Source organism: Cryobacterium sp. TMT2-42-4, assembly GCF_004402645.1.
Lineage (GTDB): Bacteria > Actinomycetota > Actinomycetes > Actinomycetales > Microbacteriaceae > Cryobacterium > Cryobacterium sandaracinum.
This window is the reverse complement of record NZ_SOFT01000022.1, coordinates 1-14,131: the sequence shown is the minus strand read 5'-3', so window position 1 is coordinate 14,131 and position 14,131 is coordinate 1. Positions and strand designations below refer to the sequence as shown.

Annotated in this window: 17 protein-coding genes; 10 read left to right on the top strand and 7 right to left on the bottom strand. The window is 63.3% G+C overall.

Annotation, left to right across the window (positions count from 1 at the left end):
* Window positions 1-193: 193 nt before the first annotated feature.
* The 3 genes from E3O18_RS16070 to E3O18_RS06635 form a co-directional block, all read right to left on the bottom strand.
* Window positions 194-400, bottom strand: coding sequence for a low affinity iron permease family protein (locus E3O18_RS16070; RefSeq protein WP_166784889.1), 207 nt, complete (start codon window positions 398-400; stop codon window positions 194-196).
* A gap of 209 nt (window positions 401-609) precedes the next feature.
* Window positions 610-2,316: an AarF/UbiB family protein gene (locus tag E3O18_RS06640; RefSeq protein WP_134417758.1), complete on the bottom strand. Its 1,707-nt coding sequence runs from the start codon at window positions 2,314-2,316 to the stop codon at window positions 610-612.
* Between the two features lie 37 nt (window positions 2,317-2,353).
* Complete coding sequence (locus E3O18_RS06635; RefSeq protein WP_134417757.1) at window positions 2,354-2,920, bottom strand: PadR family transcriptional regulator; 567 nt, start codon at window positions 2,918-2,920, stop codon at window positions 2,354-2,356.
* 197 nt (window positions 2,921-3,117) lie between these two features.
* On the opposite strand from E3O18_RS06635, the gene E3O18_RS06630 reads away from it, so the two are divergent.
* Both E3O18_RS06630 and E3O18_RS06625 read left to right on the top strand, forming a co-directional pair.
* Window positions 3,118-4,011 (top strand): DUF808 domain-containing protein, encoded by an 894-nt coding sequence (locus E3O18_RS06630; protein ID WP_134417809.1) that lies wholly within the window; start codon window positions 3,118-3,120, stop codon window positions 4,009-4,011.
* A gap of 50 nt (window positions 4,012-4,061) precedes the next feature.
* Window positions 4,062-4,685 (top strand): LysE family transporter, encoded by a 624-nt coding sequence (locus E3O18_RS06625; RefSeq protein WP_134393592.1) that lies wholly within the window; start codon window positions 4,062-4,064, stop codon window positions 4,683-4,685.
* On the opposite strand, the gene E3O18_RS06620 is transcribed toward E3O18_RS06625, so the two are convergent.
* Window positions 4,682-5,386: a hypothetical protein gene (locus E3O18_RS06620; RefSeq protein ID WP_134417756.1), complete on the bottom strand. Its 705-nt coding sequence runs from the start codon at window positions 5,384-5,386 to the stop codon at window positions 4,682-4,684. The two genes, E3O18_RS06625 and E3O18_RS06620, sit on opposite strands and share 4 nt — an antisense overlap.
* Before the next feature lie 236 nt (window positions 5,387-5,622).
* Here E3O18_RS06620 and E3O18_RS06615 point away from each other — a divergent pair, with 236 nt between their 5' ends.
* From E3O18_RS06615 to E3O18_RS06580, 8 genes are all read left to right on the top strand, one after another.
* The gene (locus tag E3O18_RS06615) at window positions 5,623-6,186 is read left to right on the top strand and encodes a hypothetical protein (RefSeq protein ID WP_134417755.1); all 564 of its coding nucleotides are present in this window, start codon (window positions 5,623-5,625) and stop codon (window positions 6,184-6,186) included.
* Window positions 6,183-6,428 carry a phage holin family protein gene (locus tag E3O18_RS06610; protein WP_134393596.1) on the top strand — a complete coding sequence of 82 codons (246 nt, stop codon included), beginning with the start codon at window positions 6,183-6,185 and terminating at the stop codon, window positions 6,426-6,428. The genes E3O18_RS06615 and E3O18_RS06610 overlap by 4 nt, the downstream gene beginning before the upstream one ends.
* A gap of 9 nt (window positions 6,429-6,437) precedes the next feature.
* Window positions 6,438-7,022, top strand: coding sequence for a DUF3618 domain-containing protein (locus tag E3O18_RS06605; protein ID WP_134393597.1), 585 nt, complete (start codon window positions 6,438-6,440; stop codon window positions 7,020-7,022).
* A gap of 285 nt (window positions 7,023-7,307) precedes the next feature.
* Complete coding sequence (locus tag E3O18_RS06600; protein ID WP_198410594.1) at window positions 7,308-7,784, top strand: TQO small subunit DoxD; 477 nt, start codon at window positions 7,308-7,310, stop codon at window positions 7,782-7,784.
* Window positions 7,781-8,176, top strand: coding sequence for a hypothetical protein (locus E3O18_RS06595; RefSeq protein ID WP_134417754.1), 396 nt, complete (start codon window positions 7,781-7,783; stop codon window positions 8,174-8,176). The genes E3O18_RS06600 and E3O18_RS06595 overlap by 4 nt, the downstream gene beginning before the upstream one ends.
* A 594-nt stretch (window positions 8,177-8,770) precedes the next feature.
* A complete protein-coding gene (locus E3O18_RS16485; protein WP_241973321.1) occupies window positions 8,771-9,367 on the top strand; it encodes an acyl-CoA dehydrogenase family protein in 597 nt (198 codons plus the stop codon).
* Window positions 9,364-10,176 (top strand): PhnD/SsuA/transferrin family substrate-binding protein, encoded by an 813-nt coding sequence (locus tag E3O18_RS06585; RefSeq protein ID WP_134417752.1) that lies wholly within the window; start codon window positions 9,364-9,366, stop codon window positions 10,174-10,176. The genes E3O18_RS16485 and E3O18_RS06585 overlap by 4 nt, the downstream gene beginning before the upstream one ends.
* A 167-nt stretch (window positions 10,177-10,343) precedes the next feature.
* Window positions 10,344-11,192 (top strand): radical SAM protein, encoded by an 849-nt coding sequence (locus E3O18_RS06580; RefSeq protein ID WP_198410896.1) that lies wholly within the window; start codon window positions 10,344-10,346, stop codon window positions 11,190-11,192.
* A 36-nt stretch (window positions 11,193-11,228) separates the two neighbouring features.
* Here E3O18_RS06580 and E3O18_RS06575 read toward each other — a convergent pair whose 3' ends face one another.
* The 3 genes from E3O18_RS06575 to E3O18_RS06565 all read right to left on the bottom strand — a co-directional run.
* The gene (locus tag E3O18_RS06575) at window positions 11,229-12,239 is read right to left on the bottom strand and encodes an NAD(P)-dependent alcohol dehydrogenase (RefSeq protein ID WP_241978131.1); all 1,011 of its coding nucleotides are present in this window, start codon (window positions 12,237-12,239) and stop codon (window positions 11,229-11,231) included.
* Window positions 12,240-12,267: 28 nt separating this feature from the next.
* The gene (locus E3O18_RS06570) at window positions 12,268-13,194 is read right to left on the bottom strand and encodes an aldo/keto reductase (protein ID WP_134417750.1); all 927 of its coding nucleotides are present in this window, start codon (window positions 13,192-13,194) and stop codon (window positions 12,268-12,270) included.
* A 95-nt stretch (window positions 13,195-13,289) separates the two neighbouring features.
* Window positions 13,290-14,131: Ig-like domain-containing protein (locus tag E3O18_RS06565; protein ID WP_134417749.1), on the bottom strand; the 842-nt coding region annotated here is incomplete at its 5' end.

Genomic DNA, 14,131 nt, shown 5'->3' with positions numbered 1-14,131 from the left:
AGGTCTGCCAGGCACACGACCCGCCCCACGCAATTGGGTGGGGCGTCAGGAATGGTGCTCATCCCAAATGATCACCCGACTGCTATCCGGGACCCGACGTAACCCGCCGGAGTTTGCCAGTTGTTCAGCCGCCCGCCGCTCATCATTGCGAGATGAACAGCGGGTCGTTACTTCAGCGGAATCACACTCACAGTTATGGCTGGGCTTCGGTTTTTGCCTGCTGACGAGCCTGAGTGTGCTGGATGACGAACACCATGACGAGGGTGATCGAGGACGTCACGCTGTAGAGAACGTTGTTCCACCAGGAAGGAAAGCCAACCAAGAAGCCCACCATCAGCCACAGCACCGTGAGGAATGCGACAGCCAACCCCACCGTGGCGAGCGCGGTCGCATCACCCACCCGATGAAGAAGGCGGCTGCCCCTCAGGTGCTGCCGCCGCGTTGGACCGCGGCTTTCGCCTCGCGGGTCACTTCTGACGCCGCCGCGGTGAGGTCGGCGACCAGGCGCGCGTCGCGACCTCGAGGCCGACGGCGACCCCGCATCCTGCTTTTCGTTCTGACCAGACATAGGCATCACAGTAACCGAAATGGCGTTCCGCGCAGTCGGGACTAAGGCAGCGGTCCGCGCCGCGACGATAACCCGGCGAAGAGGGCGTGCAACAGCGGGACCGCGGACACGGCTACGAGCACCGTTCCGAGCACGACATCTTCGGCCCGCAGCAGAATGCCGCCGATCAGCAGAGCGGCGAAGAGGATTGCCGAGACGATCTGACGTGCGGTTCGCTCGATGGCGACCAAGCGACGCTCGATCCGGGGAGTCTGCACCGAGACGGTACCCTCGTCGAATCGCGTCGTGAGGTCGTCGAGCCGCTGGGGAAGCCGCGCAATGATGGCCGCAACCGACGCCACTTGCTTTGCGGCCGCCTGCACCACGTTCCCACCCTCGGCGCGGATCAGCTGGGCGGAATATGGCTCGACGGAATTCCAGATATTGAACGCAGGGTCGAGCGAACTGCACATTCCCGAGGTCAGCGACATCGCGCGCACGATGAGCAGAAAGTTTTCCGGAAGCTGAAACGGCAGCGAGCGAACCACATCACCGAACTCGATGGCGAAGGCGCGGAACTCGCGTGGGTCGACATCCTGCAACTCGGCGAAACCCATCCCACCGAAACGGGCGAACAGCTTCGTCATCGCGCGCTCGAGTTCGGCGGTGTCAGCGGACGGCAGGAGCACACCCACTTCGCGGATGCCGTCCACCATCCCCTTTCCGTCCCGTGACGCGGCGGCGATGAGCAGATTCACCAGGCCCCGACGTAAGACATCGGGCACGTCGCCCATCATCCCGAAGTCGATGAAGGTGAACTTCCAGGCCCGGCCGTGGTTCGTTTCGGGTACACCGGTGGCGAGCGGCGTGACGAAGATGTTCCCGGGGTGCGGGTCGGCGTGGAAATAGCCATTGACGAAGAGCTGGTCGAACATGACCGCCGCGAAGTCATAGGCAACTTCCGACGGGTCGATTCCGGCTGCCCTCAGCCCGTCGACGTCGTTGATCTTGATCGCGGTCACGTCTTGGAGGGTCAACACGCGCCGGGTGGTGCGCTCCCACACCATTTCGGGAACGCTGACCCGGGGGTCGTCTGTGAAGTTCTGATCGAATCGTTCGGCGCTTGCCGCCTCGTGCAGGTAGTCGATCTCCTCAAGACTCGTGAACGCGAATTCCTCGACCAGGGCGGGCATGTCGACGCGATCCGAGACGAGACGCACGTGGCTGAGCCAGCGGGCGACACGTCGGAGAGCGCCGAGGTCGACAGCGACGATCTCGCTGATGCCCGGCCGCTGAATCTTGACGACGACGTCGAGCAGGCCTGTCTCGGCGGCATCCAGTTCCGACAGCCGAGCGCGATGCACCTGACCGAGGGATGCTGCGGCCAGCGGCGTGGGATCGATGTAAGAGAACGCATGCTCGAGCGTCACACCTAGCTCGGCTTCGGCGACGGCTTGGATCGCCGGAAAAGGCACCGGCGGAACCTCGTCCTGCAGACCCTCGAGCTCTTTCGTGATCTCCGGAGGCAGCACGTCGAGGCGCGACGACATGAACTGGCCCACCTTGATCATGAGGCCACCCAGGTCGACCGCGAGCACGTGAAAGCGTTGCGCGATGTGCTGCAGGCGCGCCGATCTGCTTCGTGCTGCGACCCGCGCCAGCCCGACCCGCGGGAGAAGAACTTCGTACCACCACGTCTGCGCCAGATACAGGGCGGCGAACCGCAAAATACGGCGGGAGCGGGCACGCAAGTTCCCGACGTCGGTCATCTGATCTCCGTGATGCCGACGTGCTGTGGGCACTCGGTCAGTCCTGGGCGAGGATGGCGTACAGCTTGCGACGCGCCTCATCCAGGATGGCGACAGCCTGCTTCACCTGCTCCGGGTTGCCAGAGCGCCCGACCTGCGCGGCGGCCTGAGCCAGGTCGATGCCGGCCTTGGGCAGCGCGGTCGCCCGCCCGGTGCCCCGGGCGTTTTGGGCCTCCCACGGGGCCGGCTGGTCGGCCGTGGCATCCGCTACCCCGCGGCCTTCATCCGTGAGCGAGTAGGTCTTGCGACCGTTGGACTCCTCCGCGTTGATGAGGCCCTCGTCCGCAAGCAGCTGAAGCGTGGGGTACACCGAGCCGGGGCTCGGCTTCCAGGCGCCACTGCTGCGCTCCTCGATCTCGTGAATGATCTGGTAGCCGTGCATCGGCTTCTCAGCGAGCAGCGCAAGTACCGCCGCACGCACGTCCCCGCGTGCCATTCTCGGACCGGCCTTGCGGTCGAACTGTCCGCGCAGCTGCTCCATGGCGTCCCACATCCCGCTGGGCCAGCCCTCACCAGCACCGCCCCGGCCTGCCCCGAACCCGTCACCCATAAATGAACCACTCATGATGTCCTCCTCAGCGCCGAAGCCATCAGGCTCGACGATAGTTAACGATATATCGTTCGAGACCTGACAGCAAAACCAGATTCAATCTTCTTTCCACCGTCTGGGAGGCGCCTGTGCCCACCCTGCCGCGCGGTAATGTTGACCCCAGTGCCGTCGCCCTGCACCGGGACGATGCCCCTGAATCCGAGGAGAACCAGATGTCCGTCGGCCTGCTCGCCGTTGTCGATGACATACTTACCGCCGCTCTCAAAGCGAGCGCGAAGACCGCAGGCGTCGTGATCGACGATGCGGCCGTCACGCCTCAGTACGTTCAGGGGCTGTCACCGGCGCGCGAGCTTCCCATCGTGTGGCGGATCGCTCTCGGTAGCCTGTTCAACAAGTTCGTCATCATCATCCCGCTCGCACTCCTCCTCTCGGCCTTCGCGCCGTGGGTGTTGCCGTGGCTGCTGATCATCGGCGGCACCTATCTGTGTTTCGAGGGTGCGGAGAAAGTCACCGAGTGGTTCGGAGTTCATCACGGCACTGATGACCCTGAGATGAGGGATGAGCGAAAGCTCGTCTTCGGCGCTATTCGCACCGACCTCATCCTCAGCACGGAGATCATGCTCATCGCACTGGCGGGTCTCGATCCCGACTTTGGGATCTGGATGACGCTCGGCGCCTTGGTCGTGATCGGTCTGGGGATGACGGTGCTCGTCTACGGCGCGGTCGCCCTGCTGGTCAAGATCGACGACATCGGGCTGACGCTGATGAAGCACCCGGTACGACGGGTCCGACGCACCGGCGCGCGCATTGTGCGATCGATGCCGGCCGTATTCCGAGTGATCAGCGTCATCGGCACGGTCGCCATGTTGTGGGTGGGAGGCCATCTGGTGATCGTGAACCTGAACGACACGATCTGGAGCGTTCCCTACGACTTTCTGCACGCCGTGACGCAGGCGGTCGAACCTGCGGGACCCATCATTGCCTGGGTCACCGACACTGCGATGTCGCTCGTTTTCGGGCTCATTCTCGGTCTGATCATTGCCGCGGCCCTGTTCGGGATCTCGCGCCTTCGCAAGAAGAGTCGGTCCCACCGCGTACCGGCCTGATTCCGTCGCCGGCTGGCAAGCCGCAAACAGCATGAAACGAGGATGTCCCGGTGCAGTTCTCCCTGTGGGTGGCCCTTGTCGGCGCGGGCACCCTGATCAGCTTCACGCCCGGTGCGGGGGCGATCAACACCATGAGCAACGCGCTCAACGCGGGCTTCCGCCGCTCCATCTGGGGAATCCTGGGCCAGCAGGCCGCGCTTCTCATCCACATCGTGATCGTGGCACTCGGTGTCGGTCTGCTCGTGGCCGGTTCTCCGATCGCCTTTAACGTCATTCGCTACGCGGGTGCCGCTTACCTCGTCTACCTGGGCATCCGTCAGTTTCTGGCCAAGCCGGAACTTGATGGCGAGCGCACCCGAGCCCTGAGCGCTGAGCCCCGTTGGTCGATGTTCCGACGCGGGCTGTGGGTGAACATACTCAACCCCAAAGCGGTCGTGTTCTTCCTCGCGTTCCTACCCCAGTTCATCCGAGTGGACAGACCGATGCCGACTCAGTATCTGATCGTCGCGGCCACCGTCGTTGCGATCGACATTCTGGTGATGTGGTTCTTCTTCGCCGGAACAGCGCGTTCATTCCAGCGATTCACCCGCGATGATCGCGGCCAACGCGTGTTGAACCGCATTTTCGGCGTACTCTTCGTGGGCGTCGGCGTGCTGCTCGCCGTCATCCACTAAGAATCTGAGGATGCTTCTGCCTCCACCCGAGTTGCGAACTCCTCCATGCCTGTGGCGATGTTCTCCTGTCGCGAGTCGTCATCTTCGGGGTTGTCAGGGGCGTCATACGGCCAAGACATGTACACGTTAGGGTCGATCACGAGGAACGCGGCCAGCGAGCTGCTCGGGATCGCTTCATAATCGCGCACCTGCTCGTCTGACTGGTCCATGCCCATCCATGCGATGCCCGTGTTTTCTGGCAGGACAACCCACCCTTGACCGCGGAACACCTCGGCGAGGTCTGGTGGGACGCTGGCATGCACCTGAGCGAAACCGCGGGTGGTGAGGGCCGGTGCGAGAGTGTTGAGGAGTTCTCGGCACACCTTCGCGGATCCACCGGTGATCAGCAACTCGAAGACGGCGGTGCCGTGGTCGCTGACGATTGCATCGTCGATGTCATCGTCGGTGGAGTCTTCGTCGAGCTGATTCTCGTCGACGTAACTGTCCGGTTCGGTGACAAGAGCGCCGAGAAGCCGACCGTCATCAGTTTCGGCGACGAGGGCGAGAGCCATGGACGCGATTTGGAGTTCGATGGTGTCGTCAAAATAGATCTCAGGCGCGTCATCGACTTCGGCCTGCGGGTGTTCAGTGAACAACGCGACGAAAGCAGAACGATGCCTCTTAGTGAGGCGTCGGACTCGGAAGCTCAGTTTCTCGCTCATGCTTGAGCCTCTCGACGATGTTCTGCGTGATGTGACGCTCCGGTACCGGAACACTCGAATTTATCATGCGATGGGTGACCACGATTGTCGCCCGCTGTGCCTCGTGCAGGCGTTCATAGAAGGCCGGGAAGTCAGTTCTTAGTGACGCAATTTATCCCGGTTCGTCACACACTCTGGCAGAATTCGTCTGTTTTCTCAGGTTGCTTGCGCTGCCTCCGGGCGCCGAATCATGTTAAGTGCCATCCGGGAATGCCGCCGGTCAGCACGTCGCCGGTGTCACCAAGCAGGAGTTGCACAAGGTCTGCTCTGAGACCAAGAGTCAGGCGAAGGCCCTGTACCGGGAGACCCAGACGGAGCTCGCTGACCAGACCGCATCCCAGCAGAAGCGGGTCGCGTCGGTCATCCGATCGCTCGCCGACGAGTTTGGCGCGATGGCCGGAACATCCGAAACGCAGGGAGTGGCCAGCGACCTTGCCCAACAGGCCGCGACGCGGGCTACCGGTATCGCGGACTGGCTGGACCAGCGCGATCCAGGATCCCTCCTCAGCGAGGTTAAGAATTATGCCCGGCGCAAGCCCGGAACCTTTATCGCCATCGCGGCGGTGGCGGGCGTCCTCGCCGGACGGCTGACGCGCGGAGTGATCGAGGAGCATAAGGACTCTGCCGAAGATTCCACTCCTGAGTCCACGGTCACCCCTGGTTACACCGCCACCAACCCCGATTTCACCGCTGGCTCCGACTACGGTTCCAACGCCGGGTTCCCCTCGACCACCCCCGGCCTCGGTGGGCTGCCCCGATGACTGACCTGCACACTCCCTCCGAACGCAAGGCCGCCGAGACCTCCCTGGGCGACCTGCTCGGTGAGGTCACCCGTGACGTGTCCACACTCATGCGCCAGGAGGTTGCTCTGGCCAAGGCGGAAGTGCGCCAGTCTGCCACCCGCGCCGGCAAGGGATCGGGACTGCTCGGGGGTGCGGGGTATGCCGGCGCCGCGCACCGTCGATTCTCTGAAGCACATTCCAGACGCACTCAAACGAAATGAGGAAAACCGATGAGCACCGATTTCACTTCCGGCACGAACACCGATCCGGACATTCTTCGCGCCGAGATCGAAAAGACCCGCCGCGAACTCGGCAGCGACGTCGACGCCTTGGCTGACAAGGTCACGCCCGACAAAATCATGCAACGTCAGACCGAGAAAGTGAAGGGAGCCGTGGGCTCTGTGAAAGACAAACTGATGGGTTCGGCATCCGACGCGGGCGATTCCCTTAATGGAGTGAGCGAAGACGCCTCCGGCCTCGCACACCAGGCCGCCCAGAAGGCGAAGGGAACCCCTTTGGCCATCGGCCTGATCGCCTTCGGTGTCGACTGGCTGGCGTCGTCGCTGGTTCCGGCGAGCCCCACAGAGAAGCGAATCGCCGGAAATGTTGCTGAAGCAGCTGAGCCTCTCGTTCAGGAGGTGACCGACGCCGCAAAGCAGGTCGGCGAGAACCTCAAGCAGCCGCTCAGCGACGCAGCAGAGGCCGTGAAGGAAACGGCCACCGATGCGGCAGGCACCGTGCAGACCGAGACCACCGACGCTGCCGGCCAGGTGCGCGACGAAGCGAAGCACGCGGGGCAGACCTCGGCCTTATAGCGCCGGTAGATCCCGGCGGCCGGCGACGAGCTACGCGACCCGCTCACGCGGTGCAGCTCCTCGCCGGCCGTTGCCTGCCCTCTTCACTCTCCGGTCAGCAGACCGAGCGCAACGCACGGTTGGGCAAATGATGGGTTTCCGATGGGAAGTTTTTGGGATTAGTCATCGTCCCGGTATTGCGGTTTGCTCTCCGTGCCGCTTGGATGCTGGAGATGAATGGTTCTTATGTCCCGTCTCAGTGATGCGCCGGTTGTCGCGGTCCCCGTTCCCCGCGCCACAGGGGTCATGATCGCGGTGCTCCGCGTTGGTGTTGCACTGATGTGGATCCAGAATGTCGCCTGGAAGATTCCTCCGGACTTCGGCCGATCACAGGAGAACGGGCTGTACTTCTGGGCGAGCCAGGCGGTCGCCCATCCTGTTCTGCCGCCCTACTCCTCACTAGTCGAAGCCGTCATCCTGCCCAATATCGAGGTCTTCGGGTGGTTCACCCTCCTCGTCGAAGGCGGACTCGGGGCTTTTCTGCTCATCGGCCTTGCCACGCGTTTCTGGGCTGTCGTCGGCATCGGCCAGACCCTTGCAATCACGCTTTCAGTACTTTTCGCCCCGAACGAATGGCACTGGTCGTACTATCTCATGGCGCTTGCTCACCTCGCGATCTTCGCGACCGCAGCTGGGCGAAGCTATGGAATCGACGGTGTCCTTCGCCAGCAGTGGGTGCAATCCTCAGGGCGCGCAGCCCGACTGATGATGAGGCTGTCATGAGGCGATCACCAGCCGGCTCGAGCGCCTTCGACCGCGGTAGCGTTCTTCTCGGCCTGGCCTCACTTGTGTTTGCGGGCTTTGTGTTCGGCGCCCAGCTTCCGACCGAATTCGACTTCGTGCACATCGGGGCAACCGGTGCTGTCGTTCTACTTGTGAGTGGCGCACTCGCCATCGCCGGCGGTACCACGCGGCGCCCCGCGCTCTACACTGCCGCCGGTGTTCTGCTGACCGTCGCCGCGCTCGTCCAACTCGCAGGGCTCGCAGCGTCTTTCAGGCCGCTGGGCGGCGACGCCTCCACCATGGCGGTCACCGGTGGTCTCGGCATCGGGCTTCTCATGCTCGCCGGCGCTGTCCGTTCGCCCATTCGCACCCACGATTACGACGAAAGGTAAGCCTCAATGAACCTGAATTCACGCGTTCAGCCCGTGCTCGACGTTGCACGAACTCACGCCCACGCAGTGGATGCCGACGGGCGTTTTCCACATGAGGCCGTGGCGGCCCTGCGCGAGTCCGGTTTGCTCGGACTCACTCTGCCCACTGAGGTTGGTGGTCTTGGTGCGGGGCCACGCGAGCTCGTTGAGATCATCAGCCAGCTTGCGGGAGCGTGCGGGTCGACCTCCATGATCTATCTGATGCACGTGAGCGCTTCCATGCCCGTCGCAGCCGCACCACCAACGGGGATGCCCGCACTCCTCGAGGATCTCGCCAGCGGTCGCTCTCTTGCCTCCCTCGCTTTCTCTGAAGCGGGTTCCCGCTCACACTTCTGGACTCCGGTGTCGCGCGCGACCTCGACGTCAGACGGAATACATATTTCTGCGAAAAAGAGTTGGGTGACCTCCGCAGGCCACGCGGATGTCTACATCATCTCCACCGGGACTGCGGATGCCGACACCGTCGACCTATTCGCAGTCCCGGCAGATAGCCCGGGCGTCAGCGTCGACCGGCCGTGGAGCGGTATGGGATTGCGGGGGAACTCCTCGAGCCCGATGACCATCGACGTGGATTCTTCCGAGGGGTGCCGTCTCGGGACGGCCGGTAGCGGATTCGATCTCATGATGAGTTCTGTTCTGCCGTGGTTCAATCTCGGCAACTCGGCTGTGTCCATCGGGCTCAGCCGTGCGGCCGTCGACGCAGCGGTGAGGCATACGGTGGGAACCCGGCTGGAGCATCTCGACCACAGCCTGTCAGCGCTACCGACAATTCGGGCGCAGTTGGCGAAGATGTCAATCGATCTCGCGAATGCGAGCGCGTACCTTGATCGGGCCGCCGGTCGCGTGGCTGACCCGCAGGAGGATACTCCCCTATTCGTGCTCGGCAGCAAGGCATCCTCGAACGATGCCGCACTGCGAATTACGGATGCCGCGATGCGCGTCTGCGGCGGTGCGGCGTTCTCGGAGCACCTGCAAATAGATCGGTACTTTCGCGATGCCCGCGCGGGCCACGTGATGGCTCCGACATCCGATGTGCTCTATGAGTTCTACGGCAGGGCGATCACTGGCCGCCCACTTTTCGACGCCCCAAAAACCGCCGCGGCACCCCCCGCGCAAACTCGTGAGACGGCCTCTACGGGAGCTGCAGCATGAGTGCGCCCCTGATCATCGGCTCCGTTGCGTACTCTCCCAATGTCGTACCCATCTGGGAAGGGATGCGGGACTACTTCGCCGAGACCTCGACGCCGATCGACTTCATGTTGTTCTCCAACTATGCGAGTCTGGTGGATTCCCTCATCGCGGGAACGATCGATCTCGCTTGGAACACCAATCTGGCCTGGGTGCGCACCGTCGCCCAGACGGATGGAGCATGCCGTGCACTCGCATCCCGGGATACGGACCTCGTGTTCCAGACGATGTTCGTCGCCCGAGCCGGCAGTGGTTTCACCGGGCTGGAGAGTCTTCGTGGACGTCGACTTGCCCTGGGGTCGCGCGATTCAGCGCAAGCCGCCATCCTTCCCGTGCATTTCTTGCGTGAGGCAGGGATCGGCGAGACGGATGTCGATCTCACTCGCATCAATAGCGATGTCGGGAAACACGGTGATACGGGCAGGAGCGAGCTCGACGCCCTTCGCGCGGTGCTCGAAGATCGGGCGGATACTGCGGCGATCGGCATCAACACGTGGCAGGCGATCGGTCGCGGTGAGCTCCTCCCCGGCGCGTTCGAGTCCTTCTGGATCTCCCCCGAGTACAGCCACTGCACCTTTACCGCCATGCCGTCGCTGACGATCGACCGGTCGGACGAGTGGGTGGCAAACCTTTTCGCGATGGACTGGGAGAACCCCGAACATCAGCGAATCCTTGAGATGGAAGGCCTGCGGGCGTGGGTGTCGCCGAAACTTGACGGGTATGCCTCGCTCATCGCGGCCGTGCGGGAACAGAAAGTATCAGACCGATGGTGACCGCAAGCCCGCCGGTAGGCGCGGGCCTGCTCCTCGACCTGGTCGAGAACTTGAGCCGGGTGGCAACAGGTCGTACGGCTTCTGTCGACTTCGGGACATGCGATCGGGACGCCGCCCGGGGACTCATCGCAGCGTGGTGCCTTTCGACTGGGAATGAGATCGTCAGCATGGAGGGGTCGGCCATCACCGTGCTCCGCGGCCGCTCGCCTGACCTGCTCGCCGGCCTCGATCCCGGTCAGCTCCCAGGATCCCGGATCTGGGTGTACACCAACTTCGATTGCAATCTGGCTTGCGACTACTGCTGCGTTCGGTCGTCTCCGAAGGCAGCGCGGCGAGGAATCGGAATCGATCGAGTCCGGCAGATCGCGCACGAGGCTACAGCTGCCGAGGTCAAGGAGCTCATCCTGACCGGCGGAGAGCCGTTCTTGCTGAATGACCTCGATGATTTGGTCAATGCCTGCACGAACAAACTGCCCACGACGTTGCTCACCAACGGCATGCTTTTTCACGGCAGGCGGCGCGAGCGCCTGCGTCGGATGGACAGCTCCCAGCTCGTGCTGCAGATCAGTCTCGACTCTGCCACACCCGAGATACATGACAGCCACCGCGGCTCCGGGTCCTGGGCCAGGGCCGTCGCGGGCATCCGAATCGCACACGACGAGGGATTCCGAGTGAAGGTCGCAGCCACTTTGCCTTCCGACCAGATGCACGAACTCGAGCCGTTTCACGCCTTTCTCGATACTCTCGGTATCCTGCGGGACGACCAGGTAATCCGCGCACTCGCCCACCGCGGAGTCGCTGAGACCGGCATAGAACTGACCGTTGACTCGCTCATACCCGAGGTGACGATCACCGCCGACGGCGTTTACTGGCATCCCGTGGCCGCCGACCACGACGATCAATTCGTAACGAGAGACATCTTCCCGCTTGCCGATGCGATCGCTGAAGTGACCCGCCGATTCATGGAGCATCGCCGTTCCGCCAACGCAATCTCGGAATGGTTCCCCTGCGCGTGACCGTATCGGCTCGGCGAGCATCCGTGTGGTCTCGGTTCAAACGGGCGACCCCTTGGGGGTGACGACCACCTTGCCGAGCGCACGCCCCTCCCCCACGTAGGCGAGGGCCTGCGGCACCTCGTCGAGCGTGAAGGTGCGGTCGATTCGGATGCGCAGGTCGCCGGCGACACACAGTTCGGCGGCCGGCATGAAGTGGGCCGGTCCCTGCCTGACGGCGAGGACACCCATCCGGCGCCCGGTCAGCCGGCCGAGCACCGCGCCGATCGTTCCGACCCCGAGCAACGTCGGCACGGCACCGCCCACGCAGAAATAGCGACCGCCCGGAGCCAGCGCCCGCCGGTAGGCGAAGACAGATCGGTGGGCCACGAGATCGAGAACGAGGTCGAACGGTTCGAGTCTCGTGAAGTCTGAGCGGCGATAATCGACCATGTCGTCAGCGCCGAGCCCGCGAAGGTAGTCGAGCTTGCCCGCATTGTCGACGCCGGTCACGTGCGCCCCGGCGAGGGCGGCGAGCTGGATCGCGAACGTACCCGATCCGCCACCGGCGCCATTGACCAGGACCCGTTGCCCCGGTCGCACCCGAGCCGTGCCCTGAAGCGCAATCGCGCCTGCCTGCGGAAGGGTCGAGGCCTCGGCGAACGTCAACCCCTCCGGCTTGTGCGCCAGCATCCCGTCGGCAACCACCGCATACTCGGCGAAACCGCCCATCAGGGCAAGGTTGTCGCCGTACACCTCATCGCCGACGCGGAACCGGGTCACGCCGCCGCCGACCGCGGCAACCCGACCGGCAATATCGGAACCGAGGACCCGTCGCTTGGGGGCGCGAAGTCCCCCGATCCGGGCGTACAACGGTGACCCCAGCAATCCCTCCCAGTCCGAGAGATTGACGGATGTCGCGACCACCTCCACGAGCACCTGGTTCGTGCCAGGCGATGGAACCGTCAGGTCCTCGATCCGCAGCACGCCGGGCGGGCCGTACCGGTCGTAGACGACGGCCCTCACGCCGATCGGCCTCTGAACCTCACGCGCGGGGAGTTCGTCATGCACGCCAGTGTAGGCCCGGGTGCCCTCCTGTTTACGGGAGGACGTGCCGAGCAGTCGTGAAGAGGCGGTACCACTCCTCACGGCTGAGCGGAATTTCGGACCCTGCGGCAGATTCCACCACTCGCGCGGGCTTGGTCGTCCCCAGGACAACCTGAATGTTGGCCGGGTGCCTGGTGATCCAGGCGACCGCGATCCCCGTCGGCGTGACCCCGTGGGCGGCGGCGATGTCATCGAGGGCGTCATTGAGCGGGCCGTAATTCTCCCGGTCGCCCACGAACACGCCGTCGAAGCTGCCGCTCTGGAACGGCGACCAGGCCTGCAGGGTGATGTCGTTCAGTCTGCTGTACTCGAGGAGCCCGTTGTCCCGCACAACCGACTGCTCCAGCCCGGCCATGTTGGCCGCGACTCCCTGAGCGATCAGCGGCGCGTGGGTGATGCTCAGCTGCACCTGGTTGAAGGCCAGCGGCTGGTTGACCGAACGCTTGAGCAGTTCGATCACCCCGGGCGTCTGGTTGGAGACACCGAAGTTGCGCACCTTCCCCGCGGCGTGCAGCGCGTCAAACGCCGCGGCAACATCCTCGGGCTCAACCAGAGTGTCCGGACGGTGCAGCAGCAAAATGTCCAGGTAGTCGATATTCAGCGCCGCGAGAGACTCGTCGACCGAGCGGAGGATGTGCTCCTTGGAGAAATCGAAAAAGCCTTGACGGATGCCGACCTTTGACTGAATGATGACCGCCTCACGCTCTGCGTCCGTGAACGTGACCGCGTCACCGAACCGCTTTTCGCAGCCGTGCGCGCCACCGTAGATATCGGCGTGATCAAAGAAATTGATGCCGGCATCCCGAGCAGTGCCGACAAGAGCGCGAATCTCTCGATCGTCCATGTCCGAGATCCTCATCATGCCGAGGATGACATTGGATGCCTGCAGATTTGTCCGGGGAGGGTTGAATATCTTCATCAAACCATCCTGCCCCACTTCAAATTTCTCAAACGGCACTCATCTTGGGTTATCGCATAGTGCGTTGTGAACCGATCTTCTCAAAGCAGGCTTCCTCAGATAGATCGACGGCGTTTGCGGGCGAGGAGAAGTCCCGTCAGGAAGAGCAGAGTCGCAAGAATTATCGGTTGGCCAGAGTCGGCGCCCGTGACTGCGAGAGATCGACCAGCATCGACTGGCGGGCCGACTACCACGCCTGCTACCACGCCTGCTACCACGCCGACCTTCACTGTGACAGTGGCGGTGTCGCAATTGCCGTCAACGTCACAAACTTTGTAGGTGAAGGAGTCGGTGCCGGTGTAGCTGGAGTCGGGCGAATAGGTTACCTCTCCGGCATCAGGGTCAACATCGACGGTGCCGTGGCTGGGTCCGGCAACGATCGAGACCGAAGTCGGGTCAAGATCACCATCACGGTCAGTGTCATTGCCGAGGACATCGACGACTACTGGTTTGCCGGTAGTCGTGGTCACGTCGTTGTCTGCAGCAACTGGTGGCGTACTGGTTGCCGGAGGAGCCGTAACCCTGACTGTGACGATTGCGGTGTCGCAACGGTCTGTGGTGTCGCAGATCTCATACGTAAACGTATCGGTCCCTGTGTACAACGAGTCCGCGGTGTATCTGATCTCACCAGAAACAGGGTCGACCGAGACGGCACCGTGTGATGGCGCCACAGTCACCGACACGGTCGTGACATCGAGATTTCCGTCGTCGTCCGAATCGTTGTCCGCGACATCAAACACCAGGGTGACACCGGAGACGGCCGGCGAGCTGTCATCAACAGCCACCGGCGAAGACGGAACCACCGGTACCACCGGAACTGCCGTGACGTTGAAAGTCACCGTGGCCGTGTCACACACCGATCGCCCATCACAAATGCGGTACTCGAACGAGTCCGAGC